The sequence below is a fragment of the Kushneria sinocarnis genome, assembly GCF_003633775.1.
Taxonomy (GTDB): Bacteria; Pseudomonadota; Gammaproteobacteria; order Pseudomonadales; family Halomonadaceae; genus Kushneria; species Kushneria sinocarnis.
The window spans coordinates 36,672-59,752 of record NZ_RBIN01000006.1 but is presented as its reverse complement, the minus strand read 5'-3'; the positions used below and the strand labels follow the sequence as shown (position 1 = coordinate 59,752).

Annotated in this window: 19 protein-coding genes; 14 read left to right on the top strand and 5 right to left on the bottom strand. The window is 64.3% G+C overall.

Going from position 1 to position 23,081, the window contains the following annotated elements:
- Window positions 1-4 precede the first annotated feature (4 nt).
- From C7446_RS10635 to C7446_RS10620, 4 genes are all read left to right on the top strand, one after another.
- Window positions 5-1,198: an MFS transporter gene (locus tag C7446_RS10635; RefSeq protein WP_121173093.1), complete on the top strand. Its 1,194-nt coding sequence runs from the start codon at window positions 5-7 to the stop codon at window positions 1,196-1,198.
- Window positions 1,199-1,335: 137 nt separating this feature from the next.
- On the top strand, window positions 1,336-2,361 hold the full coding sequence (locus tag C7446_RS10630; protein ID WP_121173092.1) for an XdhC family protein: 1,026 nt from the start codon (window positions 1,336-1,338) through the stop codon (window positions 2,359-2,361).
- Window positions 2,351-2,962 carry a nucleotidyltransferase family protein gene (locus C7446_RS10625; protein ID WP_121173091.1) on the top strand — a complete coding sequence of 204 codons (612 nt, stop codon included), beginning with the start codon at window positions 2,351-2,353 and terminating at the stop codon, window positions 2,960-2,962. Before C7446_RS10630 ends, C7446_RS10625 begins: the two co-directional genes overlap by 11 nt.
- Window positions 2,963-3,000: 38 nt before the next feature.
- Window positions 3,001-3,501, top strand: a complete 501-nt coding sequence (locus C7446_RS10620; protein WP_121173090.1) for a LabA-like NYN domain-containing protein — start codon at window positions 3,001-3,003, stop codon at window positions 3,499-3,501.
- 10 nt (window positions 3,502-3,511) lie between these two features.
- On the opposite strand, the gene C7446_RS10615 is transcribed toward C7446_RS10620, so the two are convergent.
- Complete coding sequence (locus C7446_RS10615; RefSeq protein WP_121173089.1) at window positions 3,512-4,039, bottom strand: hypothetical protein; 528 nt, start codon at window positions 4,037-4,039, stop codon at window positions 3,512-3,514.
- A 176-nt stretch (window positions 4,040-4,215) separates the two neighbouring features.
- Here C7446_RS10615 and C7446_RS10610 point away from each other — a divergent pair, with 176 nt between their 5' ends.
- From C7446_RS10610 to C7446_RS10595, 4 genes are all read left to right on the top strand, one after another.
- Complete coding sequence (locus C7446_RS10610) at window positions 4,216-5,445, top strand: winged helix-turn-helix domain-containing protein (RefSeq protein WP_121173088.1); 1,230 nt, start codon at window positions 4,216-4,218, stop codon at window positions 5,443-5,445.
- Window positions 5,446-5,517: 72 nt separating this feature from the next.
- Window positions 5,518-6,759: an MFS transporter gene (locus C7446_RS10605; protein ID WP_121173087.1), complete on the top strand. Its 1,242-nt coding sequence runs from the start codon at window positions 5,518-5,520 to the stop codon at window positions 6,757-6,759.
- Between the two features lie 210 nt (window positions 6,760-6,969).
- The gene (locus tag C7446_RS10600) at window positions 6,970-7,296 is read left to right on the top strand and encodes a hypothetical protein (protein ID WP_170150061.1); all 327 of its coding nucleotides are present in this window, start codon (window positions 6,970-6,972) and stop codon (window positions 7,294-7,296) included.
- A 99-nt stretch (window positions 7,297-7,395) separates the two neighbouring features.
- Window positions 7,396-8,517, top strand: a complete 1,122-nt coding sequence (locus C7446_RS10595; protein WP_121173085.1) for a cobalamin-independent methionine synthase II family protein — start codon at window positions 7,396-7,398, stop codon at window positions 8,515-8,517.
- A gap of 152 nt (window positions 8,518-8,669) precedes the next feature.
- Here C7446_RS10595 and C7446_RS10590 read toward each other — a convergent pair whose 3' ends face one another.
- On the bottom strand, window positions 8,670-10,250 hold the full coding sequence (locus tag C7446_RS10590) for an FMN-binding glutamate synthase family protein (RefSeq protein ID WP_121173084.1): 1,581 nt from the start codon (window positions 10,248-10,250) through the stop codon (window positions 8,670-8,672).
- 179 nt (window positions 10,251-10,429) lie between these two features.
- Here C7446_RS10590 and C7446_RS10585 point away from each other — a divergent pair, with 179 nt between their 5' ends.
- Window positions 10,430-11,035, top strand: coding sequence for a DUF4202 domain-containing protein (locus tag C7446_RS10585; RefSeq protein WP_121173083.1), 606 nt, complete (start codon window positions 10,430-10,432; stop codon window positions 11,033-11,035).
- 353 nt (window positions 11,036-11,388) lie between these two features.
- Window positions 11,389-12,435: an acyltransferase family protein gene (locus tag C7446_RS10580; RefSeq protein WP_170150060.1), complete on the top strand. Its 1,047-nt coding sequence runs from the start codon at window positions 11,389-11,391 to the stop codon at window positions 12,433-12,435.
- A gap of 120 nt (window positions 12,436-12,555) precedes the next feature.
- Here the strand turns inward: C7446_RS10580 and C7446_RS10575 are convergent, their stop codons facing one another.
- Window positions 12,556-13,623 carry a C45 family autoproteolytic acyltransferase/hydrolase gene (locus C7446_RS10575; protein ID WP_121173081.1) on the bottom strand — a complete coding sequence of 356 codons (1,068 nt, stop codon included), beginning with the start codon at window positions 13,621-13,623 and terminating at the stop codon, window positions 12,556-12,558.
- 130 nt (window positions 13,624-13,753) lie between these two features.
- On the opposite strand from C7446_RS10575, the gene recB reads away from it, so the two are divergent.
- Window positions 13,754-17,524, top strand: a complete 3,771-nt coding sequence (gene recB, locus C7446_RS10570; RefSeq protein WP_121173080.1) for an exodeoxyribonuclease V subunit beta — start codon at window positions 13,754-13,756, stop codon at window positions 17,522-17,524.
- Window positions 17,521-19,587 (top strand): exodeoxyribonuclease V subunit alpha, encoded by a 2,067-nt coding sequence (gene recD, locus C7446_RS10565; RefSeq protein ID WP_121173079.1) that lies wholly within the window; start codon window positions 17,521-17,523, stop codon window positions 19,585-19,587. The genes recB and recD overlap by 4 nt, the downstream gene beginning before the upstream one ends.
- A 25-nt stretch (window positions 19,588-19,612) precedes the next feature.
- Here the strand turns inward: recD and C7446_RS16320 are convergent, their stop codons facing one another.
- Window positions 19,613-19,852, bottom strand: coding sequence for a hypothetical protein (locus C7446_RS16320; RefSeq protein ID WP_147408751.1), 240 nt, complete (start codon window positions 19,850-19,852; stop codon window positions 19,613-19,615).
- A 58-nt stretch (window positions 19,853-19,910) separates the two neighbouring features.
- On the opposite strand from C7446_RS16320, the gene C7446_RS10560 reads away from it, so the two are divergent.
- A complete protein-coding gene (locus tag C7446_RS10560) occupies window positions 19,911-20,723 on the top strand; it encodes a creatininase family protein (RefSeq protein WP_121173078.1) in 813 nt (270 codons plus the stop codon).
- 37 nt (window positions 20,724-20,760) lie between these two features.
- Here the strand turns inward: C7446_RS10560 and ribA are convergent, their stop codons facing one another.
- The gene (gene ribA, locus C7446_RS10555; protein WP_121173077.1) at window positions 20,761-21,912 is read right to left on the bottom strand and encodes a GTP cyclohydrolase II RibA; all 1,152 of its coding nucleotides are present in this window, start codon (window positions 21,910-21,912) and stop codon (window positions 20,761-20,763) included.
- Between the two features lie 319 nt (window positions 21,913-22,231).
- Between ribA and C7446_RS10550 the strand changes: the two genes are divergently transcribed.
- Complete coding sequence (locus C7446_RS10550) at window positions 22,232-23,080, top strand: RibD family protein (protein ID WP_211327937.1); 849 nt, start codon at window positions 22,232-22,234, stop codon at window positions 23,078-23,080.
- Window position 23,081 lies beyond the last annotated feature (1 nt).

Sequence of the window (23,081 nt, the reverse complement as noted above, 5' to 3'; positions counted from 1 at the left end):
CTTCATGACCGACAGGACCTCCGCGATGTCACGGGGCTGGCTGGCCATCACCCTGGCCTTTCTGGTCACCATGGTAGGCACCACCCTGCCGACACCGCTTTATCCGATCTATCAGCAGCGCTACGGCTTCTCCGAGGTGATGATCACGGTGATCTTTGCCACCTATGCGCTGGGCGTGATGGCGGCACTGATCGTGACCGGGCGCTGGTCGGATCGGCTGGGACGTCGACCGGTACTGCTGGCCGGACTGGGGGTGGCCCTGCTCAGCAGCCTCTGCTTTCTGGTGGCGCAGGGGCTCGGGCTGTTGCTGGTCGGTCGTCTGCTCTCGGGGATCTCGGCAGGCATCTTTACCGGTACGGCGACGGTGGCGGTGATCGAGGCGATTCCCGAACGCTGGCAGCGTCACGCCACGCTGATTGCCACCGCCGCCAACATGGGCGGGCTTGGTCTGGGACCGTTGCTGGCCGGAGTGGTGGGCGAGTATCTGCCCTGGTCACTGCGCCTGTGTTACGGCCTCCACCTGGTGCTGACAGGGCTGGCGATGGTGGCGGTCATGCGGGCTCCGGAAACCGTGACCCGGCCGGCCGATATCAGTCTGAGACCCCAGCGGCTGGCGCTGCCGGAGGAAGTGCGCAGCGTCTTCGTGCCGGCGGCCATTGCCGGTTTTGCCGGTTTCAACGTGCTCGGGCTGTTCACGGCCAGTGCCCCGGCCTTTGTCGGCGGGGTGCTCGACATTCATAACGGGGCGGTCATCGGCGGCGTCGTACTGCTGCTGTTCATTGGCTCGATCGCAGGCCAGGCGCTGCAGACCCGTTATCCCCGGCGCATCGAGCTGGCATCGGGATGTCGGGTGCTGGCCGTGGGCGCGGCGCTGGTCGGTGCCAGTATCATGCTGGCGAGCATGGCGCTACTGGTGATCGGTGCCCTGGTGGCCGGTGCCGGCCAGGGTATCGTGTTCCGGGCCGGCATGGGCAGCGTCTCTGCCGCCAGTCCTGCGGCACAGCGTGCCAGCGTCGCCTCGACCCTGTTCGTGGTGTTCTATGTCGCCATTTCGCTGCCGATCGTCGGTATCGGGCTGGTTACCATGCTGGCCGGGATCCGGATCGCGGCCACGCTCTTTGCGGCCATTGTGGTGCTGCTGACGCTGGTCGCCCTGGCGATGCTGAAGCGTCATCGGGGGCGCGAAGCGGCTTCATGACGGGCTGATGCCGAAAAACCGGCAGCCCGCGTCGCCGGCAGATGACGCCCGTCTCGGCGCACGACTACACTGAAGGAATTCGAACGGGGAAGCAGGGTCCGCAACTGTGGACCGGCAGATTTTGGAGACAACAGGGTATGCGTCATCTTGATCTTCAGGTGATTTCCCGGGCGCTGGCCTGGGCGCGCGCGGGAGAGACCATCTGGCTGTGTACGGTGCTTTCGACCTATGGCTCCTCGCCGCGCGCGCCCGGATCGATGCTGGTCGCGCAGGGAAGCGGGGAGTACGTGGGCTCGCTCTCGGGCGGGTGTGTCGAGGATGCCTTTATCGAAAGCCTGCAGGACGGCGCCTTTCAGCAGCCGGTGTCGATCGTGCGCTATGGCGAGAGTCAGGAGGAGAGCCAGCGGCTGCAGCTGCCCTGCGGCGGTATTCTCGAAGTGCTGGTCGAGCGGCGTGAGGTGAGTGATGAGCTGATCACCCATCTGGAAGTGCTGGAGGCCACCCTGCTGGGGCAGAAACGGCTGATCCGGCGGGTCGAGCCGATCAGCGGACGTTATCGCGTGGTGCTGGACGAGAGCACCGGTGGGCCGGCGGTCGAGCGCGAGGGCGAGCAGGGGACGATCATGATCCGGATCGGCCCGGCACTGCGCATGATTCTGGCAGGCATCTCGCCCGTGGCCGGCTATTGTGCGCAGTTTGCCCGGGCGCTGGGCTATGAGGTGATTGTCTGTGATGCGCGTGATGAGGTGCGCCGTGACTTTCTCGCCAGCGAGCAGGCCGAGGGCATCGAGGTGCAGGCGGTACTGCCCTCGCTGTTCATTGCCTCCGGTGGCTGTCACGAGGCCACCGCAGTGGTGGCGCTGACCCACGACCCGCGGATCGATGATCTGGCCATGATCGAGGCCGTGCGCACGCCGGCCTTTTATATCGGCGTGATGGGCTCGCAGCGTACCTCGCAGCGCCGGGCCGAACGGCTGGCACGATCCGGCGGCCTGAGCGAGGCCGACATCGAGCGTATTCATATGCCGATCGGCCTGGATCTGGGCAGCAAGGCACCCGCCGAGATTGCGCTGTCGGTGGTGGCCGATGTCATGCGCATCTTCAATGGCCGTGGCGCGCCGCTCACGGAGCATGCCACCACAGGCGAGACTGATGTCGCCTGAGGCCTCGCGCCACCGGGCGGTGGCGCTGGTACTGGCAGCCGGGCGCGGCCGCCGGTTCGGCAGTGACAAGCGTCTGGCGCGCCTCGCCGATGGTCGACCGCTGCTGGTCGCCACGCTGGAGTCGCTGACCCCGGTGTTCGACGAGATCCTGCTGGTGGTGCGCCGGGAAGAAGCGTTCAATACCCTGGCGCTGCCGCCCCGGGTCAGCCTGGTGCACGCCGAACGGGCCGATGAGGGCATGGGGGCCAGTCTGGCGACCGGTGTGACGGCACTGCTGTCAAGAGCGGCCACACCCTCCGCGCAGGCGCTGGCGGTACTGCTGGGCGACATGCCATGGCTTGCCCGCGACACACTGGAGACCCTGGTGGCGCGAACCGAGGCACGAACAATCACGCGTCCCGCGCATGACGGGCGCCCCGGTCATCCGGTCCTGTTCGGTCGCGATTTCTGGCCGCTGCTGGCGGAGCAGGGCGGGGACACCGGCGGCCGCGAGGTGATCCGACGCTATCGCGAGCGGGTGGTTGATGTCCCGGTGTCTGATCCCGGTATCCACCGTGACGTGGATTATCCGGCGGATCTGGGTCTATCATCTCCCGACTGATTTTTTATACCGTTATCTTTCTTCAAATCGAGAGTTGCATGAGCCGTGTTGCACTGCTGGTGGATATTCAGAATCTATATTACACGGCGCGTCAGGCCTTCGGCTGTCATGTCAGTTATCCGAACCTGTGGCGTGCCATGGCGGGGAATGATGACGTCGTCATGGCGCGGGCCTATGCCATTGATCGGGGAGATGAACGCCAGCGCCGCTTTCAGGATATCCTGCGCGAAACCGGTTTCGAAGTCTGTCTCAAGCCCTACATTCAGCGCCGTGACGGTTCCAGCAAGGGAGACTGGGATGTCGGCATTGCACTGGATGCGGTCGAGGCCGCGGCGCAGGTCGACCGCGTGGTGCTCGCCTCCGGCGATGGCGATTTCGACCTTCTGGTGAAGCGACTGCGCGAACGGCATGCCTGCCGGGTCGATGTCTTTGGTGTTCGCGCGCTGAGTGCCGATACGCTGATTCGTGCTGCCGATCGGTTTACCGCCATCGAGGGCGAACTGCTGCTGCGCCCCGCATCGCAGCAGGGAACGCCCTGAAGGTATCCGTTTACCGAGCGGTATAGCCGTGCCCCTCGAGGCAGGCTGCCAGCGCCCGACGATAGGTGCTGGACTGGGTGAGGGTCGGAGCCTGCAGGGTGGTGGCCGGATCGAAGCCGCTCTGGCCGACGGACCAGCGGTGACACGCGTAGCGATCCCGGGCCTGTTGTGCCTCGCTCTGGCCCCGGGCCGGATAGGCAATTACATCGTAGGTCTCCGGCCCGGTGTTCTGTACCGCCCTGGGGGGGACAACCGGAGCGTAACGCCGGGTTTCGGCATGCCACAGGAACCAGCTGCCGCCGGCCAGAAAATAGAGGGCGCTGCCGATCCAGATGGCGCGTGCGTCATCCGGCAGGCCATGGCCGTCTCCCGGCCTGCCATGCCCCTGATGGCCGGGCTCGCTGAAGCCGGAGCCGGTGGGGCTGCGATGATGCCCGGGCGGCTCGCCTATGGCAGTAGCGGCGCTGAGCAGCGTGGTCAGCGCCAGTATCAGCGCACTGAAGGTGGGGCGTGGCCGGGCGGTGAGTATCGAAAGCATGGGCAATCTCCATGGCGATGCGGTCATCGGGGCCGGTTGGCGGTCCGTCAATGTCATTCAGGCCGGGTCACGCCACGCAGGCTTCAGCCCGGGCGGCGGGCACGGGGCAATCACATGCATTTCGATGACCGCGGTGGAGTGCGCTCCGGATGCGGTGATCCGACAATGAGGTGTTCATGACGCTCTCCCTTTCAGCGCACCAGGCCATTCGGCTGGCACTCGGGGGCCAGGGATTTCGCAGTGCCGGTTCAGGGCAGGCTGATGGCCGTAAGCTGCTTGGTACGGTGCGCCGCCTGGGCGCGCTACAGATCGATAGTGTCAATGTAGTGTGTCGGGCGCACTATATGCCGCTTTTCTCCCGCCTGGGGGATTATGATCGCAGCCGGCTCGACGGTTTCAATCAGGGGCCGCCGTCACGACGTCGACTGTTCGAATACTGGGGACACGAAGCTTCACTGCTGCCGGTCGAGGATTACCCGCTCTATCGCTGGCGCATGCAGCGTGCCGAAGCGGGCGGTGGCGGCCTGTGGGGGCGCCTGAAGCGGTTTTCGCGCGAGCATCCCGACTTCATCGAGGCCATGCTGGCGCAGATCGAGCGCGCCGGGCCGCTGGCGGCGTCCGAACTGGCTGGAGGCGGGCGCTCGCAAGGGAGCTGGTGGGGCTGGAGCGAAGGCAAGACGGCGCTTGAGTATCTGTTCTGGAGTGGTCGTATCCTGGTCGCGCATCGCAGGAACAGCTTCGAACGGGTCTATGATCTGCCGGAACGGGTGGTGGGGCGTGCGCTGGTCGAGCAGGCGCCGCCCGCCGTGGATGATGCCCAGCGCGCGCTGGTCGAGCGCGCAGCCGGAGCGATGGGGGTGGCGACCCGCCGGGATCTGCAGCGCTATTTCCGGCTGGGGGCTGGCGAAACCCGGGCCCGCATCGATGAACTGGTGGAGCAGCGTCTGCTGGAGCCGGTCAGCGTCGAGGGCTGGTCCAGCGAGGCCTGGTGTCATGTCCGGGCGCGGCCTGCGCCGATGAACGGGCTGCAGACGCTGCTGGCCCCCTTTGATCCCATGATGTGGGATCGTGACCGGGCGGCCCGGCTGTTCGGCTTTCACTATCGCATCGAAATCTATACGCCCGCCGCCCGGCGCCGTCACGGCTACTATGTGCTGCCGTTCATGCACGATGGCCGCCTGGTCGCGCGTCTCGACCTGCGCGCCGATCGGGCGCAAGGGCTGCTGGAGGTGATCGCCTCTCATCCGGAAGCCGGGGTGAACATCGAAGCCGTGGGGGCGGCGCTGAGTGTCGAGCTCGAACGTCTGGCGCGCTTTCTGGGGCTTTCAGGCATTGCGCTGCGCGGACAATCGCCGCTCGATCTGGCCATACGGGCCGGCAACGGCCACCGGCCGGTCTGCGGCTGAAGGGCGCGGCACCCGGGGCACTCTGTTACAGTTGTATGATGTATATGCTCACTTCCTTCAGTCGTGGTTGCCATGTCCACTGAGTCCGACGCTTCCCGGGCCTCGCTGAGGCTCAAGCTGCAGATTGTCGCCATCGTCAGTTCCACCTTTGTCAGCATGCTCTGTATCGGCATGACACTGACGGTGCTGCCGCCCTGGCTGGCCGGGGAGCAGGGCTTCAGCGCGGTGACGGTGGGCGTGGTGATCAGTTCCCAGTTCGTGGCGACGCTGCTGTCGCGGCCGTTTGCCGGCCAGCTGGCCGATCGACTGGGCGCCAAGCGGATCGTGATGGCCGGCATGGCCGGCTGTGCCGGCAACGGGTTGCTGGTACTGCTGGCCGTGCTGCTGCAGGCGCAGCCACTGCTCAGCCTGCTGATCCTGATGCTCAGTCGCCTGATTCTGGGTGTCGCTCAGGGCATGATCGGCACCGGCTCGCTGAGCTGGGGGATCGGGCTGGTCGGGCCGACCCACATGAGCCGGGTGATCTCGTGGAACGGCATTGCCGGTTTCGGGGCACTGGCGATCGGTGCCCCGCTGGGCGCCCTGATAGTCGAACTGGGCGGCGTCGGCAGTGTCGGCGTCGCCATCGCCCTGCTGGCACTGACCTCGCTGGCGATGGCTTGGCGGCGTCCGGCATCGCCGGTGATTGCCGGCAAGCGCATGCCGTTTTCCCGGGTCTTCGGTCGGGTGGCTCCGTTCGGCATGGGACTGGCGCTGAGTTCGATCGGCTACGGCGTGATCGCCACCTTCATTACGCTCTATTTTGCCGCCGAGCAGTGGGCTCATGCGGCCTGGGGGCTGGCGATCTTCGGGGCGGCCTTCATCATTGCCCGATTGCTCTTTGCCGGGAGCATTGGCCGCTTCGGCGGTTATCCCGTGGCACTGGCATGTTTCTGCGTCGAGTCGCTGGGCCTGCTGCTGCTGTGGCTGGCTGCCTCGCCGGTGATGGCAATGGGGGGCGCGGCCCTGACCGGACTGGGCGTCTCGCTGATCTTTCCGGCGCTCGGCGTGGTAGCGGTCAATCGCATCGATGCGGCCAGCCGCAGTGCGGCACTGGGAGCCTATTCGGTCTTTCTCGATGCGGCCGTGGGGGCGACCGGACCGCTGGCCGGCGTCATTGCCGGTCATTTCGGCTATCCGGCGATCTTTCTCTTTGCTGCGCTGGCGGCGATGGCGGGCGGGACGCTCTGTCTCGTACTCTATCAGCGCAGTCGTCGCCCGAGAGCTGCCGAGGCGGAGTCCACGGGTAGCGAACGTACCGCTGCCGAGCACTGAGGGGTGCCATCATGGCCGGCACGTGGTCCCCGTTCGCAGGCGTACCGAGCGCTTGCCCGAGCGATGTCCCGGTCGGGGAAGTTGATCGCGTCAATCAGCAGAAACCAGTAGGCGTGGCCCATCCGAATGGCCACAATGCGGGCGAAAGTGATCGGACTGGAGGCGTGATGATCGAACGACGGGCAGGCGGGCTGAAGGGAAGCATTCGCATTGGGCACTGATCGACGGCAGGCATCCGGTCACGGTGACCGGCGAGCAAGCAGGAAGGGGTGCCTGGGGCTGATGCTGGGCGCGGTGCTGTTCATTGCAGTGGTCTACGGCATCATCATTGCCTACATGACCACCCATCGCACGGATGAGCAGAAGGCCAACGAGCTGCAGTCGATCCGCCAGTGTCAGCAGCAGACCGGAGAGGAGGCTGCGACAGCAGTGGAGCACCATCGCCGCGACAGCTGTCAGGAGATGATCGAACAGTTCGAGGCCAAGTACGGTCATCCGCCGGGTGCCGAGGCGGACAGTGAGGCGCCATCTTCATGAATCATGTGCATGTTGATGTTGAGTGTGAATCGATGGCACTCAACAAAAGGTCGCTTCAGAATATGCACCAATTGCGATGAACGCTAATGGAGCAGAGAGATGAGTCGATCCGAACAGCCGCGTCCCCCGTTTCGCGCCGACATGGTCGGCAGCCTGCTGCGCAGCGAGGCCATCAAGTCCGCTCGGCAGCAGCACCATGTACACGAGATCAGTGCCGAGCAGCTGCGTCAGGTGGAGAACGACGAGATTCGCCGTGTGGTGGCGCGTCAGGAGTCCCTCGGGCTGAAAGCGGTAACCGATGGTGAGTTCCGGCGTGCCTGGTGGCACTTCGATTTCCTTGAACAGCTCCACGGTGTGGAAGGCTATACCCCCGAACAGGGCATCCAGTTTCAGGGGCGTCAGACCCCCTCCCGGGGGATCCGGGTGGTCGATCGGGTGCGTTTCAATCCCGAGCATACGATGCTGAACGACTTCCGCTTTCTGGATGAGGTGGCGCAGCAGTCGGTCGCCAAGATGACCATCCCCAGCCCCAGTGTGCTGCACTTCAGGGTCGGGCGGGAGCAGATCAGTCGCGACGTCTATCCGGACATGGATGCCTTCTTCGAGGATCTGGCCGAGGCCTGGCGACAGGCCATTCACGCCTTTCATGCGGCCGGCTGTCGCTATCTTCAGCTGGATGACACGGTGTGGGCCTATCTCTGCTCCGAAAAGGAGCTGGAGGCGGCACGCCAGCGTGGCGAAGAGCAGCCAGAGCAGCTGCAGTATCGCTATGCGGCGGTGCTCAACCGGGCGCTGCGTGATCGCCCCGAGGATCTGCATGTCAGTCTGCATGTCTGCCGGGGCAATTTCCGCTCCACCTGGATCAGCGAGGGGGGCTACGAGCCGGTCGCCGAAACCCTGCTGGGCGGTGTCAATGTCGATGCCTTCTTTCTCGAATATGACAGTGATCGGGCGGGGGGCTTCGAGCCGCTGCGTTTCCTGCCACGGGGCCATCAGCAGGTCGTGCTGGGTCTGGTGACCACCAAGACCGGGGAGCTGGAGTCGAAGGCCGATATCCGGCATCGCTTTGAGGAAGCCGCTCACCATGTGCCGATGGAGCAGCTCTGTCTGAGCCCGCAGTGCGGTTTTGCCTCCACCGAGGAGGGCAATCTGCTGACCGAAGAGCAGCAGTGGGCCAAGCTTGCCATGATCGTCGAGCTGGCCGACGAGATCTGGGGCTGAGCAACCGGACAACAGGGCCTGGCTCGGTAGGGGGCTGTCTTTCGCGAGGGCGCAGCAAGGTGCGCTTGCGTGGGCTTTCCTGCGCTGCAATCGCCCCGTCGGTCATGCCGGCGGGGCGATCCGTTTGCCGACGAGGGCGAGCGGGCCGCTTTTCAGAATCGATCCACGTGTGCGTGCTGCCAGGTGGCCTGCCACGGTTCGGGGAGTGTGTCGTCGTCGAGCAGCTGGCGCCTGCCCAGCTCGGGCCAGCTGAAATGACTGGCCGGCTGGGAGGGCGCGTACGCGCTGCGGTGCTGAATGTGATCGGCGCTCAGCTCGTCGAAGCGGGAGAGCCCCATGGCACCGGTCAGGGCCGCGAAGGAGTCGAGCGTGGCGTTGTGATACTGCCTGACGCGTTCGGCCTTGGTCGGGACATGAATGGCCCGGGCGCGTTTGGGGTCCTGGGTGGTAACGCCGGTGGGGCAGCGGTTGGTATGACAGCGCCGCGCCTGAATGCAGCCGACCGCGAACATGAAGGCCCGCGCTGCATTGCACATGTCGGCGCCCAGCGCAGTCTTGACCACCATGTCGTAGCCGAGCGCGACCTTGCCGCTGGCAATGATGCGGATATGCTCGCGCAGACCCACGCCGCGCAGAGCGTTGTCCACGAACGGCAGGGCTTCATCGATGTAGGCGCCGAGGCTGTCGGAGAACTCCTCCGGGGCTGCACCGGTGCCGCCTTCGGCGCCGTCAACGGTAATGAAATCGACCCAGATGCCGGTTTCCGCCATGGCGCGGCAGATACTCAGAAATTCGCTGCGCTTGCCGATGCAGAGCTTGATGCCGACCGGCTTGCCATCGGAGAGCTCGCGCAGGCGGGCGACGAAATCAAGCAGCTCCCGCGGAGTGGAGAACTCGGGGTGCGAGGCCGGTGAGGGGCAGGACTGACCGGCCTCGATCTGTCGGGTTTCGGCAATCTCCTTGTTGACCTTCGCCGCCGGCAACAGGCCACCATGACTGGGTTTGGCCCCCTGGGAGATCTTGATCTCGATCATCCTGACCTGAGCGCCGCGGGCCTTGTCGCGAAAGGTCTCCGGGTCGAAGCGTCCCTCCCTGGTGCGACAGCCGAAATAGGCGGTACCCAGCTCCCAGATCAGATCGCCGCCATGCTTTTCGTGGTAGGGGCTGATCGCGCCTTCGCCGGTATCGTGCGCAAAACCGCCCATCCGGGCGCCCTGATTCATTGCTTCAACGGCAGTGCCGGAAAGGGAGCCGAAGCTCATGGCCGAGATGTTGAGCCTTGAAGCATGGTAGGGGCGACGGCACTGGGGCCCGCCGACCAGGATACGGCGATCCTCATCGGGGACCTCGCCGGGCTGGATGGCGTGGCCCGAAAAGTTGTAACCGGGCGCCTCGACATCGCGGATGGTGCCGAAGGGCGAGGTGTCCGAGCCGCCGTCGGCGCGAGCATTGATCAGATTGCGCTTTTCGCGCGAGAAGGGCCGACCGCTGGTTTCGGATTCGAAGAAGTACTGGCGCAGTTCGGGACGCACGAACTCCAGCATGTAGCGTAGATGGCCAAGCACCGGGTAGTTGTTGAGCACGTTGGTCTGACAGCGCAGATCATGCAGTCCGACCATGGCCAGCGGGAACCAGATGATCAGCAGCCAGAGCGCCGGTAGCCAGAATATGGCCAGCACTGCAATCAGTGCCAGTGTCGCGGGGGTCAGGAAATAGAAGAGTTGGCGGTACATGTCACCTCGTTGCCATGATGATACGAATGCCGATGCATGAATCAGGCAGCTCTGCAGTTGTAACCGGCAGCACATGTGCTGCAAGCGTGCGTACTGTCCCGAGGGCGATTGGCGCCTGGTAGCAGGCATGAGAACATGCCGCCTGACGAGGAACGATAACAAAGGGAAATCATGCAGCCATGATCGATAATGATGACCGTTTTCGCACTGCAATGGATCGGCTGGATCGCGAGCATGCTGATGATCCCCGAACCGTCGAGGACGAACAGGGGGAGCCGGTCCCCCATGAACTGCTCTATGCCCGCCGCATGAGTGCCTGGCTGGAGCGGGTACGGCCTGATGCCCCGGACTACCTGCGCCTGGCAATCCGTGCCCAGCATCTGCGGCGCTGGGAAATCCCGCGTAATGGCTATCCCATGGATCGTCCCGGTTATCATGCCTGGCGTACCGAACTCAAGCAGCGTCAGGCCGGTCTGGCACGTGACGTGCTGCTGGAGTGCGGCTACGAACGCGACACTGCCGAGCGGGTGGCGGCACTGGTACGCAAGGAGGATCTGCGTCATGATGCCGATACTCGGGCGCTGGAGGATACGGCCTGTCTCGTTTTCCTGCAGTATGAATTCGAGGCCTTTGCCGCCAAGCACGAGGATGAACGGGTAGTGACCATACTCAGGCGGACCTGGCGCAAGATGTCCGAGCAGGGCCACCAGCTGGCTGCCGAAATTGCAATGACCGGGCGACCCCGGGCACTGGTGGAGCAGGCACTGGCAGCCGAGTCGCGTTGAGGGCTACCACCCGCATGGCAGTTGGGAGGAGACGGGATTCATTACGCAGTACTCAGGCGTTTGTATGAGCAGGGTAATGGGTCACCATCCGATCATGGTGACCTTTCGGGTTAAATTACGCGCTGCAGGTATTAATTGATATTGTTATTTGGCTGGTTTCTTTCCTGATTCTTTCCTCCTGTTAATGATCTTTTTCATGGTCCTTTGCTCTTAAGGAGTAATGAAAAACAATGAATATTTTCTTCGGGAATACAAAATAATACAGTTCGGGGCATATCGGCACAGCATGGCGGGTGTAATAATCAATAGGGTCTGCGGTTCGTTTATCCCCAAGCCCAAAATGGATAATGCCCATGTCCAGCAATGCCACGCGCGTCAGCAGCGGTCGCTTTGAGTGGATGGATGCGCTCCGCGGTATCGCGATCGTCATGGTGGTGTATCTGCACAGTGCAGACTCCATGTCCATCAAGTTTCCCGAGCTTTCCCCGGCGTTCCTGCAGTTCAACGCCATAATGACGCCTTTCAGGATGCCGGCGCTGATGTTTCTCTCCGGTCTGCTGGTGGCCAGTTCAATGGCCAAGGGAGGTCAGCGCTATTTTCGCGGCAAGGCGATCAATGTCCTTTATCCCTATGTGATCTGGTCATTGATCGGCTACGTGCTCTATCTGCTCCGGGCGTATTATCTGGATAAACCGCCCGTGGAATTCTGGTCATCGCTGTTGCTGCATCCCATGATGCATCTCTGGTTCATTTATTACATCCTGGTTTATTACGTGATGGCGTTTTTCCTGCTTAAAACGCATCGCCTGCTGTGCCTTGCGCTGGTCATGGGCGGATATACGGCGATGTACTATTTCGGCTTTGCGAAATTCGGCTATTACATGGTCTTTTTCATGGTCGGCGGGCTGCTGGGGGCCCGGCTGGATGCGTTCAGGCGATTTATCGAGCGTGCCGGATGGAGCCTGGTGCTGCCCGTGGCAGTAATGTGTCTCTGGACCTGGCTGGTCCATGAAGGCGTGATCGAAACCGTATACGGTTATGATCTGCTGCAGATGGCGATGGCCTTTATCGTGATCACGCTGCTGCTCAAGATCACCATGTTGGCTCGTATCATTCCACTGCTCAGACCCTTTCAGTGGTTCGGTCGCAATTCGCTGGCGATGTTTCTGGTGCACTTTCCCTTTACCTGGGCGGCGCCGGTCATCATGACCCATTTTGTCGACAGCAACCCGGATCTGGTATTTCCCTTCTACTTCGCTACGGTGCTGGGTGTCAGTGCAGTACTGGCCTGGCTCAACAATCGCAGTCGGCTGGTGTCGCTGCTGTTTACTGCCAATGCCCTGATGCCTGCCGGGGCGCGTTCGAAGGACTCGAAAGCCCCGGCTCGGGCGACCGGCTAGCCCGGTCATGGCCCCTGCTGCTCTCTGATCACGTTCGATCGGAGAGCAGTGACGTTGGCTGCGTCATCGAGCCCGGCAAGCCGCCGCCGGCCTGCATGGCGTCATGGAAACTGCACCTGCTCAGAAGCGCATGTCGAGGATTTCGGGATGCTCCGAAGGCTTGCCGAAGCTCACCTGCGCCTGCTGATGGCTCAGGTTCATGATGATGGTAAACAGCGTCTCCATGCGTTCACCCTCGGGCTGATCGGGATCCTCGTGGCGGTTGATGGCCGAGGGGGCACCCTGTTCGTCGCCGAGATGCGAGCGCAGGGTGTCGAACGAGGGCTCGGTGTCGGCCACCAGCTCACGCAGTCGGGTCAGGCGGGTCCTTGAATCCTCGCGCGGGAAGTCCTCCAGTCCGGGTGGCAGGTGTTTGGCAATCAGGTGATTGGTGTGACACAACCGGCCATGACGCGGCGTCATGGCACTGTCGCCCATTGGCGAAACCTCGACACCGGCAGCGTGGCCCAGGCCATCGGCGATCAGAAAGTGCGCCGGTGAGGCTACGCCCACCTCGTCGATCATGTCCAGCGCGTGTTCGACGCCATCACTTTCCAGTACCCGGCGCAGCATGACGTGAATCGGCAGCTTGGGCCGGCAGATGGCAGTGCGCAGGGCATTGAAACAGACCCCCACACCATTGTCGTTGAAGCCGATCTTGCCGATGATGCCGACTTCGGTGATCATCTGGATCGCGGGTTTGTCGGGGGCGCGCACGGTCATGCGCACAAGTGCATCGCGCTGTTCGGCCTTCCAGTCCCAGTTCTGCGCCAGCCACTGTTCCCCGGTCTGTGAATGGCGCTGGGAGAGCGCCGAACAGCCATCACTCTGCGTGGCTGCATGCTGTTCTGCCGAGGCATGGGTGAGGGCGATTTCGCTGCGGGCATTGAGCACCAGCACATCAAGCGGATCAATGCCGGCGCCATGGGCGATGCCGGCCATCTCTTCGAGCAGTTCGGGACAGACATGTTCGATGGCCGCCTTGAAGCGCTCGGCTTCATGGCGGGCATCTCCCCATTCGATACCGGCAAGATCGCGGAAGAGGCGCTCATAGGTCGCGAGACTGCGCTCGATTTCCGTGGCCGCCTGTTGACCGTGCGCTTCGCCGATCTCATGGTGCGTCCCCTGGATATCGATGTGCTTGACCATGCCGCTCTCCTCGATTGTCGATGTTCGTGCATATTGTTCACAGCATGGCGGGCGTTTGCTTCGGCGTCGAGCCCCGCGCCGTGATCGGCAGGTTTTGCCGCTTACCTGACAACAGTGATCTAATGCGCCGATGAGCGAACATCTCGATATCGCCACGCTGCCCCTGACCGGTCGTCGTCTGATCGAGGCCAGTGCCGGCACCGGCAAGACCTTTACCCTGGCGGCACTTTATGTGCGTCTGATTCTCGGCCATGGCGGTGAAGGCTGCGCCTTTCCACGTCCGCTGATGCCCCCCGAAATTCTGGTGGTCACCTTTACCGAGGCGGCCACCGAGGAGTTGCGTGAGCGCATCCGGCTGCGCTTGCGACAGGCGCGTGATGCACTGCTCGGCCGCGAGGCAGCCGATGCGGTACTGGCGCGGCTGCTCGATGAGGTCGACCCGGCCGTGCGGGCGGTTCAGGCCAGCCGTCTGGATGGTGCCGCACGGACCATGGATGATGCGGCCATCTTTACCATCCACGGCTTCTGTCAGCGCATGCTCAAGCGTCACGCCTTCGATAGCGGGACCCTGTTTGCGGCCGAGCTGACCAATGACACCGAGCGACTGTTCGAGACGCTGGTCGAGGACTACTGGCGCTGTCATTTCTATCCGCTGGACCCCGGCCAGCAGGCGCTGCTGCTCGACTACTGGGCGTCTCCCGCGGCACTGGGGCAGGCCCTGCGAACACTGCTGCACGGGGGGCGCCCCCAGCCGCTGATCTGGAATGGCACTCCGATCGAGGCGCCGGAAACGCTGGAGGCGGCCCTGGCACCGCTCGATCAGGCTCATCAGACCGTGGCGGCCCGGGCCGCACGCGTGCGCGAGTTATGGCAGTCATGCTGGGAAGAGGTCGGGATGCTGCTGCGTGAGGCCATCGAGCAGGGGCGGCTGGCGGCCAATCGCTTCAAAAGCGCTGAACTCTCCGAGCGCCTCGCTCGGCTGGCGCAGTGGTGTGAGCGGGGAGAGCACGCGCTGGAGAGCGGGCTGCTGACTTCCGGGCAGCCATGGTGTGGTCAGCAGCGACTGAGTGCGGCAACGAAGAAGAACGCCGAGACACCCGAGCATGCCTTCTTTGTTGCGCTGGATGAATTGGCCGAAGCGCAGCAGGCGCTGCCGGAGGTTCAGCCGTATATTCTGGCGCATGCGCGCGATGCGGTAGCAGCCAGCATGGCGAACGAAAAGCGCCGTCGCGGACTGTGGGATTTCGATGACCTGCTCAACGGGCTGGATTCCGCTCTGGCGGGTCCGGCCGGCTCACGCCTGGCCGGCAGGATCCGGCGTGAGCTGCCGGTGGCGATGATCGACGAGTTTCAGGATACCGATCCGGTCCAGTACCGGATCTTTTCCTCGATCTATCCTGCCGGTTCGGGAGAGGACGCGGATGAGACAACGCTATTGATGATCGGCGACCCCAAGCAGGCGATCTACGGCTTTCGCGGGGCCGATATTCATACCTATCTCGAAGCGCGCCGCGAGGTGACGGCCCACTATACCCTGGCGACCAACTTCCGTTCGACGCAGGCGATGGTCGGTGCGGTCAACCGTATCTTCGGTCAGTGCACGGCGCCGTTTCTGCTCGATGATATTCCCTTCGAGTCGGTAGCGGCGCAGGGTCGTTCGCAGCGGCTGGTCAGCGAGTCGGGCGAGGAGCCGGCCCTGACCTGCTGGCTGATGCCGGACGAGGCGTCGGTAGGGCGCGAGGCCTATGCCCGCTGCATGGCCGAGGCGACGCGTGCCGACATCCAGCGGCTGCTGGCCGGCGGTCACGCCGGTACCACCGGGTTCAGCGATGACGAGGATGGTTTCGAGCCGCTGCGTCCATCGGACCTGGCGGTGCTGGTGCGCACCGGCCGCGAGGCGGAACTGGTGCGCGCGGCGCTGGCGCAGGGGGGAATCCGCAGCGTCTATCTCAGTCAGAAGACTTCGGTATTTCAGTCGCCGGAAGCCTTTCATCTGCTGCAACTGCTCGAGGCAGTGGCTCAGCCCGACAGCGATCGGCGGCTGCGAGCCGCGCTCGCCACGCGCCTGCTGTCCGATTCGCTGGACAGCGTGGCGCAGCTCAAGGTGGATGAGCTTGCCTGGGAGGCGATGGTCGAGCGCTTCGGCGAGTACCATCGGCTGTGGCAGCGCGATGGTGTACTGCCGATGCTGCGTGCGGTGATGCGCCATTTCGCCATCGGTGAGCGTCTGATCGCTCGCGATGACGGTGAGCGGGCACTGACCGACCTGCTGCATCTGGGCGAACTGGCCCAGGCGGCCAGCGTGCATCTCGATGGTGAGCAGGCATTGCTGCGCTGGCTGCATCAGGCGCTGGCCGGCCGCTTTGAAGCCGGGCTCGATCCGGAGTCGCTGGTTCAGCGCCTGGAGAGCGATGAGACCCTTGTACGGGTGATTACCATTCATAAATCCAAGGGGCTCGAGTATGCGGTGGTCTATCTGCCCTTTACCTGCGATTACCGGGAGATCGATGCTCGTGTCACGCACTTTCGGCTGCATGAGGAAGAGCGCGGTCGGGCGACGATCATGGCGCCAACCGCACTGCAGCGTCAGCAGGCCGATCATGAACGGCTGGCAGAGGATCTGCGGCTGCTCTATGTCGCCATGACCCGGGCCCGTTACGCCTGTCGGCTGGGGATCGCGCCGCTTTACAAGGGGCAGCGCAAAAAGGGCACCGCGGAGACGGCCACCACGCTGGCGCGCTCGGCGCTGGGCAGCCTGCTGACCGGACACACCGGGGATTCTCCCGAGGTGGGCCAGCTGCGTGCGCTGCTCGGTGGGCTCTGCGATGGCCGGGAAGTGGCGTTTGCGGCGCCGCCGCAGCCTCGGCCGCAGCCACTTTCCCCGCCGGACACCCGGTCGGCATCGGGCGCGGCGCGACGCTTCAGCGGACGCATCGATCGCAACTGGTGGATCGCCTCCTATACCGCGCTGGTGAGTGGTGCGCAACTCGCCACGGGTGAGATGTCCGATGACACCGCTTTCGTGGATGAGAGCCCCGGAGTTGATCTGGAAGTGCTGACCGAACGCAATCCGGTGCCCCTGCCACCGGCCCAGCGGCTCATCGACTTTCCACGCGGGCCCCGGGCCGGTACCTTTCTGCATGGCCTGTTCGAGCGGGTCGATTTCGATCGGCTGGCATCGCTCGATGATCCCGCCAGCGCCCACCGGCGTGAACTTGCAGCGCTGATCCCGGCGCGTCTGGCACGACGCGGTTTCGAGGCGTACTGGGCCGATATCCTGCTGGAATGGATGGCGCGGGTACTGCCGGCCCCCCTGCATCCTGCCGTGCCGGGGCTGTCGCTGGCGCGGCTCGATCACTGGCGCATCGAGCTGGAGTTCTGGCTGCCGACCCGGTACGCCGACAGCCATCGTCTCGATGACCTGGTACGCCGGCACGAGCCCTTGCAGGTGGAGCGACCGGCTCTGGCCGAGCGCGAGCTGACCGGCATGCTCAAGGGGTATATCGACCTGCTGTTCGAGTTCGAGGGGCGCTACTATCTGCTGGACTGGAAGTCCAATCATCTCGGTGATCGCCCCGAGCACTATGACGAGCCGGCCATGCTGGCAGCCGTGGGTGAGCATCGTTACGATCTGCAGTATGTCCTTTATACCCTGGCACTGCATCGGCTGTTGCGCACCCGCCTGGCGGATTATGACTACGAGCGTCACTGTGGTGGTGTTTTCTACGCCTTCCTGAGAGGCATGAATGGTGAGGGCGATGGGCGGGGGGTACTCCATCGTCGACCGTCGCGGACCCTGATCGAAATGCTTGATGGCTGGCTTGACGGCGAGTCGGTAGAGATCGAGCCGGCAGGCCATGCAGTGGTATCCGAGTCGGACCGGCAGGGGGAGCAGCCATGACGCGTCAGGAACGTCCCGGCCAGCTGTCGTTCGATGCCCTGCTCGAAAGTGAGGCTTCCGTGTCCGCCGGGGTTGCCGGCGGGGCCCCCGCCGGGCAGGCGCCGGCGGTCGACGAGCTGCTCGAGCAATGGGTCATGATGGGCTGGCTGCGGTCGCTTGATGCCCACCTGGCGCATTTTATGGCCGAGCGTGAGCCCGCCATGGCGCCACTGGTACAGCTGTCGATTGCACTGGTCAGCCATCAGCTGGGTCGCGGTCACGTCTGTCTTGACCTCGAACAGGCGCTGACGGATGCCGATGCCGTGCTGTCGCTGCCACCCCAGGAGGGTAGTGCGACCACGTCGGAGGAAGCCGCCGCCATCGAAACACCGGCACATGTGCTGGCGCGGCTGGACGTACGCAGTGCCGGGCGGTGGGCGGAGCAGCTGGCCGCTTCGGCCCTGATCGGTGATGGCCGTTCGCCGACCCCCCTGGTGCTCAAGGAGCAGCGTCTCTATCTCTACCGTTTCTGGCGCTGTGAGTGCGATGTCGCCCGAGAGCTCGGCCGGCGCATGGCAGCACCCCGGCCGGTGGATCCGGCCGTGCTGAAACCCCATCTGGGTCGGCTGTTCCAGCGCCCGGAAACGACCGAGGGGAGTGCAGCGCCCGACTGGCAGCAGCTGGCCTGCGTAATGGCGCTGCGACAGCAGCTGATGGTGATTTCCGGCGGGCCGGGCACCGGCAAGACCACCACCGTGACCCGGCTGCTGGCGCTGTTGCAGGAGAGCGCGCTGGGCAGCAGTGAGCAGCCGCTGGCCATTCGGCTGGTGGCGCCTACCGGCAAGGCGGCAGCGCGTCTGACCGAATCCATCGGCCGGGCGATCGACCGGCTCGAGCTGGGGCCCGATATTCGCCGTGCCCTGCCACGTGAAGCCACCACCCTGCATCGGCTTTTGGGCGCCCGGCCCGACAGCCGGCATTTTCGCCACGACCGTCAGCAGCCGCTGAGTCTGGATCTGCTGGTGGTCGATGAAGCCTCGATGGTCGATCTCGAGCTGATGACCGCACTGCTGGCGGCCCTGCCCGAGCAGGCGCAGCTGATTCTGCTCGGGGACAAGGATCAGCTGGCGTCGGTTGAGGCGGGTGCGGTGCTGGGTGATCTCTGTCAGGGGGCCGAACAGATCGGCTACAGCGATGCACTGATCGAATATCTGCAGGCCATGACGGATACCCGGGTGGAGCGGGAAGTGTCGCCGCCACGCCATGATCCGATGCGCGATCATGTCGTGGTGCTGCGCCAAAGCTATCGTTTCGATGCCGGCAGTGGCATCGGTCAGCTGGCCGGGCGTATCAATGCCGGTGACACCGCCGGGGTGCGCCGGCTCTGGTCGGCAGGGTTTGACGATATCGACTGGCAGCGTCTCTCGGGCGTCGAGGATCGACAGCTGATCGGGATGATGCTGAGCGGCTATCGCGACTACCTGAAACGGATGTGGCAGGGTGCCGAGCCGCTGGAAGTGCTGGATGCCTTTGCCCGCTTCCAGGTACTGTGTGCGCTGCGACGGGGGCCCTGGGGCATCGAGGGACTCAACGAGCGGATTGCCGCGGCATTGCAGCGTGAAGGCCTGATTGCAGCTACATCCGGCTGGTATGCCGGCCTGCCGGTAATGATCACCCGCAATGACCCGCAGCTTGCCCTGTACAACGGGGATATCGGCATCACGCTGCCGGACCCGGAAGCCGGCGGCCGGCTGCGGGTGTTCTTCGAAATAGCCGATGAACAGGCCGGGCGCCGGGCAAGGGCCGTCCTGCCCGGGCGGCTGGACAGCGTGGAGACGGCATGGGCGATGACCGTGCACAAGTCCCAGGGGTCCGAATTCGAACGCATCCTGTTCGTGCTGCCTGATCGTCCCAACCCCATTCTGACACGCGAGCTGGTCTACACGGCGGTCACTCGGGCGCGTGATTACTGCTGTGTGGTCAGCGCCTTCGATGAAGCACTGGTATACGCCACGGCGCGTCGGGTGCATCGGGCATCGCATATTCGGGAGCGGTTGCAGACCATTGCCGGCGTAGTGCAGTAGTGCCGCGATTCGCTCAGCGGCATGATCAGGGCATGACGAGCCGGCGCAGCGGTTCACGCACTACCGGCGCACAGAGCGCCGGATAGCGGTCGAGCAGTTCATCGGGCAGATGATGAATGCCGGTCAGCGCATATTGCGGACACGATTGATATCGTTGCTGGACATGACGATCTCTCCTCCATGAGCGATGCGTGATGCACTCCTTCAACAGACCGGGCGTCAGGCTGACGACCGACCATGTACAACCATGGTACAGGATCAGCAAGGGCAGGGTCCGGGATTCGATTCGGGGCGCTGTCAGACCTGCAAGGAGCAAAGTGTCGATGAGCGAGCACTGGCGGAGCTGGTCGTCACTGACCAGCGTTGAACTGGAGCAGTTGGTGGATGACAGTAGCGTGGCGATACTGCCGCTGGCGGCCATCGAGCAGCATGGCGCCCATCTGCCACTCTCCACCGATGTTGATATTGCCGAGGGTGTGCTGCAGGCAGCACTGAACCGGCTTTCGGCGGGGCATGCGCCGATGCTGCAACTGCCCACCATGACGGTCGCCCTGAGCACCGAGCATACCCGGTTTCCGGGGACCCTGAGCCTGCCTCCGGAAGTGGCGCTGGGGTGGCTCGAGGCACTGGGGGAGAGCGTGGCACGTGCCGGCATTCGCCGACTGGTGCTGTTCAACAGCCACGGTGGCAATCGGGCGCTGATGGATATGGCGGCACTGCGCCTGCGCGAGGCGCACGACCTGCTGGTGGTCAAGGTAACCTATCCGCGTTTTACGCCCCCCGAAGGCTGGCTGCCGGACGAGGAGCTGCGTTTCGGACTGCATGGTGGGGCGCTGGAAACAGCCATGATGCTTCATCTGGCGCCCGAGCGGGTGCGTCGTGCCGAGCTGGGCGACGCGCCGTCACTCGGCCTCGAGCGCTACCGGGCCGGCCAGACGCTGGGACCGGAAGGTGCCGCCGGATTTGCCTGGCTGGCGGAGGACCTGCATCCCGCAGGGGTTACCGGTGATGCCACGCTGGCGACAGCCGAACTCGGTGAACGGCTGGTCGCCCACTTTGCCGACCGGAGTGCCGAGATACTGCACCAGACCCGTGACTTCGATCTGACAAGCCTGGCCCTGCGCCTGCAACAGTAACAATGCGGAAAGCGCCTTGAACGCTGCCGAAGCAGGGCTATTTCGAGGCCGCCGGGGAGAACACGGTGGTGGCATCACGCTCGTGTTCATCGAGGATGTCGTCGAGCAGATGCCCGGCTCGACTCGCCTTGGCGTTCAGGTAGCGACGGTTCTGATCGGTCAGGCTGCCATAGATGCCATGTCGATTGGCGACCTCGATGCCGCTCTGATTCATGGCGGCCAGCTTGGCGGGGTTATTGGTCAGCAGCTGAATGCGCCGAATGCCGAGTTCAATGAGGATGTCCAGCGCCATGGTGTAGTGGCGTTCATCCTCGCCAAACCCCAGTACCTGATCGGCATCGATGGTATCCAGTCCCTCGTCCTGCATGGCATAGGCGCGCAGCTTGTTGGCCAGACCGATGCCGCGACCCTCCTGGGCAAGATAGAGCAATACGCCACCGCCCATGGCCTGAATCGAGGCGACGCCGTTGCGCAGCTGCTCGCCACAGTCACAGCGCAGGCTGCCGAACAGGTCGCCGGTGAGGCAGGCCGAGTGCAGGCGCACCGGAACGGCCTCATGCCACTGTTCGGGTTCGCCGATCAGCACGGCAACATGCTCGCGCAGTCCGTCGGGTTCGCGAAACAGGATAAAGCGGGTGTGCCCGGCTCCCGCCAGCGGGATCTCGGCCTCACTGATACGGCCGAGCAGACCTGCCGTGCTGTCTTGGCAGGCGCGCGCATTCGCTGCCGTGACCGCCAGCAGCTCACCCTCGGTTACCAGTTGCTCGATGCGCTCGTGCTGGGCGGGATCCACCCGGGCCGTGAGGGCCGCGGGAATCAGCAGGGCGCGGCGCATCATGGCCAGGGCTGCCTCGTCTGCCATGGTCAGCGACTGCCAGGCCTCATGATCGGCGTCTCGCGCGTGACGTGAGGCGGCCAGCAGGGTCAGGGTGTCACTGTTCTTCAGGTGGTCGATGGCGACACGTCCTCCGCGCTGTCCCCGATCATCGTCGAAATGGTGCCCCAGCGCTGCCAGCCGATGGGCGGTCAGTACCAGTGCCGGCGCACTGCCCGCCGTACGGGTCAGCTGTTGCAGCTGTTCATCCCCGACGCCCTCGATGGGATGCACCAGGGTATCCCCGGAGTCGTCACGCAGCAGTACCGGTAACCCCCGACGGATATCGAATATGGCTCTCTCTACCTGACGCATGGCGCTCTCCTTGATCCTTTCGGCGCTGGGGTTCGCTCGAGCGTGGCTGGGCTCGATCCTTTAGCGTTACCGTTGGGCCGAGCCGGCAGGCAGCAGCGCTGTGCTCGCCCGGTCCATGACCTCCTGTCCTGTCTGCACTGCCGCTGGCAGCGCTGCCGGCAGTCCTCCCCACCATGCAGTGGCGGACTGTTCCGGATCCTTCGACGCTCGTTGACCTTTCCCCTGTCATGCCCCGGACTTGCTCCCGGATGGCAACCGGCGGCATGCTTTCCGGGCAAGTGATAGGTGACGACACTGGCCTGGCTGCACGAGGAGCTTCATGTCATTTTTCCCGCTGTCCGAGGACCGGGCCTGGCAGACACTGCGCGAAGCCGCGATGGCAGACTGGGCGGGCACCTCCTGCTGGACATCCGCCGAATCCGGCATAACGCTGCATGCCGGCGGCGCATGGCACTACGCCGGACAGACCGACGAGCCGGCGCGAAGGTTGCTGGACTGTCTGGCGCCCTGCGTCTGTGCCCCATCCCCCTTCACCCTGGCGCAGCTCGGGCAGAGCATCGACGGACGGATTGCCACCGTCTCCGGCGCTTCCCACTATGTCACCGGCCAGCAGGGGCTGATCCACCTGCACAGGTTGCGGGCGCTGGTGGATGCCGTGGTTGTCGGTGCCGGCACCGTGGCTGCGGATGACCCCCGGCTGACGGTGCGCCATGTGGCCGGCCGCAACCCGTTGCGGGTGGTACTTGATCCGCGGGCCCGCCTCTCGGCGCGGCACCGGCTGTTTCGCGATGGTGATGCGCCGGTACTTTATCTGACCGGACAACGCCCGCCGGCCGGGCTGGGCAGTCATGTCGAAGTGGCAACGGTGCAGCTCGATTCCGAAGGTGTGGCACCGGCCGAGGTGCTGGCCCGACTGCATGAGCGGCACTGTCAGCGGGTGCTGGTCGAAGGTGGCGGCATTACCATTTCGCGCTTTCTGGCCGCGGGCCTGCTTGACCGGCTGCATGCGGTGGTGGCGCCGATGTTGATCGGCTCCGGCCGCCCCTCGCTGACGCTGCCCGAAATCGACACGCTGGATGAAGCCCATCGCCCTCCCTGCAGGGTGCACCAGCTGGATGAGGATGTGCTGTTCGACCTTGTGCTCAAGGCGCAGGACGGCAGGCAGTAGC

Excerpts from the sequence above, each read along its gene's own strand:
- C7446_RS10635 (WP_121173093.1), top strand. The coding sequence starts at position 5 with ATGACCGACAGGACCTCCGCGATGTCACGGGGCTGGCTGGCCATCACC.
- C7446_RS10630 (WP_121173092.1), top strand. The coding sequence starts at position 1,336 with ATGCGTCATCTTGATCTTCAGGTGATTTCCCGGGCGCTGGCCTGGGCG.
- C7446_RS10625 (WP_121173091.1), top strand. The coding sequence starts at position 2,351 with ATGTCGCCTGAGGCCTCGCGCCACCGGGCGGTGGCGCTGGTACTGGCA.
- C7446_RS10620 (WP_121173090.1), top strand. The coding sequence starts at position 3,001 with ATGAGCCGTGTTGCACTGCTGGTGGATATTCAGAATCTATATTACACG.
- C7446_RS10615 (WP_121173089.1), bottom strand. The coding sequence starts at position 4,039 with ATGCTTTCGATACTCACCGCCCGGCCACGCCCCACCTTCAGTGCGCTG.
- C7446_RS10610 (WP_121173088.1), top strand. The coding sequence starts at position 4,216 with ATGACGCTCTCCCTTTCAGCGCACCAGGCCATTCGGCTGGCACTCGGG.
- C7446_RS10605 (WP_121173087.1), top strand. The coding sequence starts at position 5,518 with ATGTCCACTGAGTCCGACGCTTCCCGGGCCTCGCTGAGGCTCAAGCTG.
- C7446_RS10595 (WP_121173085.1), top strand. The coding sequence starts at position 7,396 with ATGAGTCGATCCGAACAGCCGCGTCCCCCGTTTCGCGCCGACATGGTC.
- C7446_RS10590 (WP_121173084.1), bottom strand. The coding sequence starts at position 10,250 with ATGTACCGCCAACTCTTCTATTTCCTGACCCCCGCGACACTGGCACTG.
- C7446_RS10585 (WP_121173083.1), top strand. The coding sequence starts at position 10,430 with ATGATCGATAATGATGACCGTTTTCGCACTGCAATGGATCGGCTGGAT.
- C7446_RS10580 (WP_170150060.1), top strand. The coding sequence starts at position 11,389 with ATGTCCAGCAATGCCACGCGCGTCAGCAGCGGTCGCTTTGAGTGGATG.
- C7446_RS10575 (WP_121173081.1), bottom strand. The coding sequence starts at position 13,623 with ATGGTCAAGCACATCGATATCCAGGGGACGCACCATGAGATCGGCGAA.
- recB (WP_121173080.1), top strand. The coding sequence starts at position 13,754 with ATGAGCGAACATCTCGATATCGCCACGCTGCCCCTGACCGGTCGTCGT.
- recD (WP_121173079.1), top strand. The coding sequence starts at position 17,521 with ATGACGCGTCAGGAACGTCCCGGCCAGCTGTCGTTCGATGCCCTGCTC.
- C7446_RS10560 (WP_121173078.1), top strand. The coding sequence starts at position 19,911 with ATGAGCGAGCACTGGCGGAGCTGGTCGTCACTGACCAGCGTTGAACTG.
- ribA (WP_121173077.1), bottom strand. The coding sequence starts at position 21,912 with ATGCGTCAGGTAGAGAGAGCCATATTCGATATCCGTCGGGGGTTACCG.
- C7446_RS10550 (WP_211327937.1), top strand. The coding sequence starts at position 22,232 with ATGTCATTTTTCCCGCTGTCCGAGGACCGGGCCTGGCAGACACTGCGC.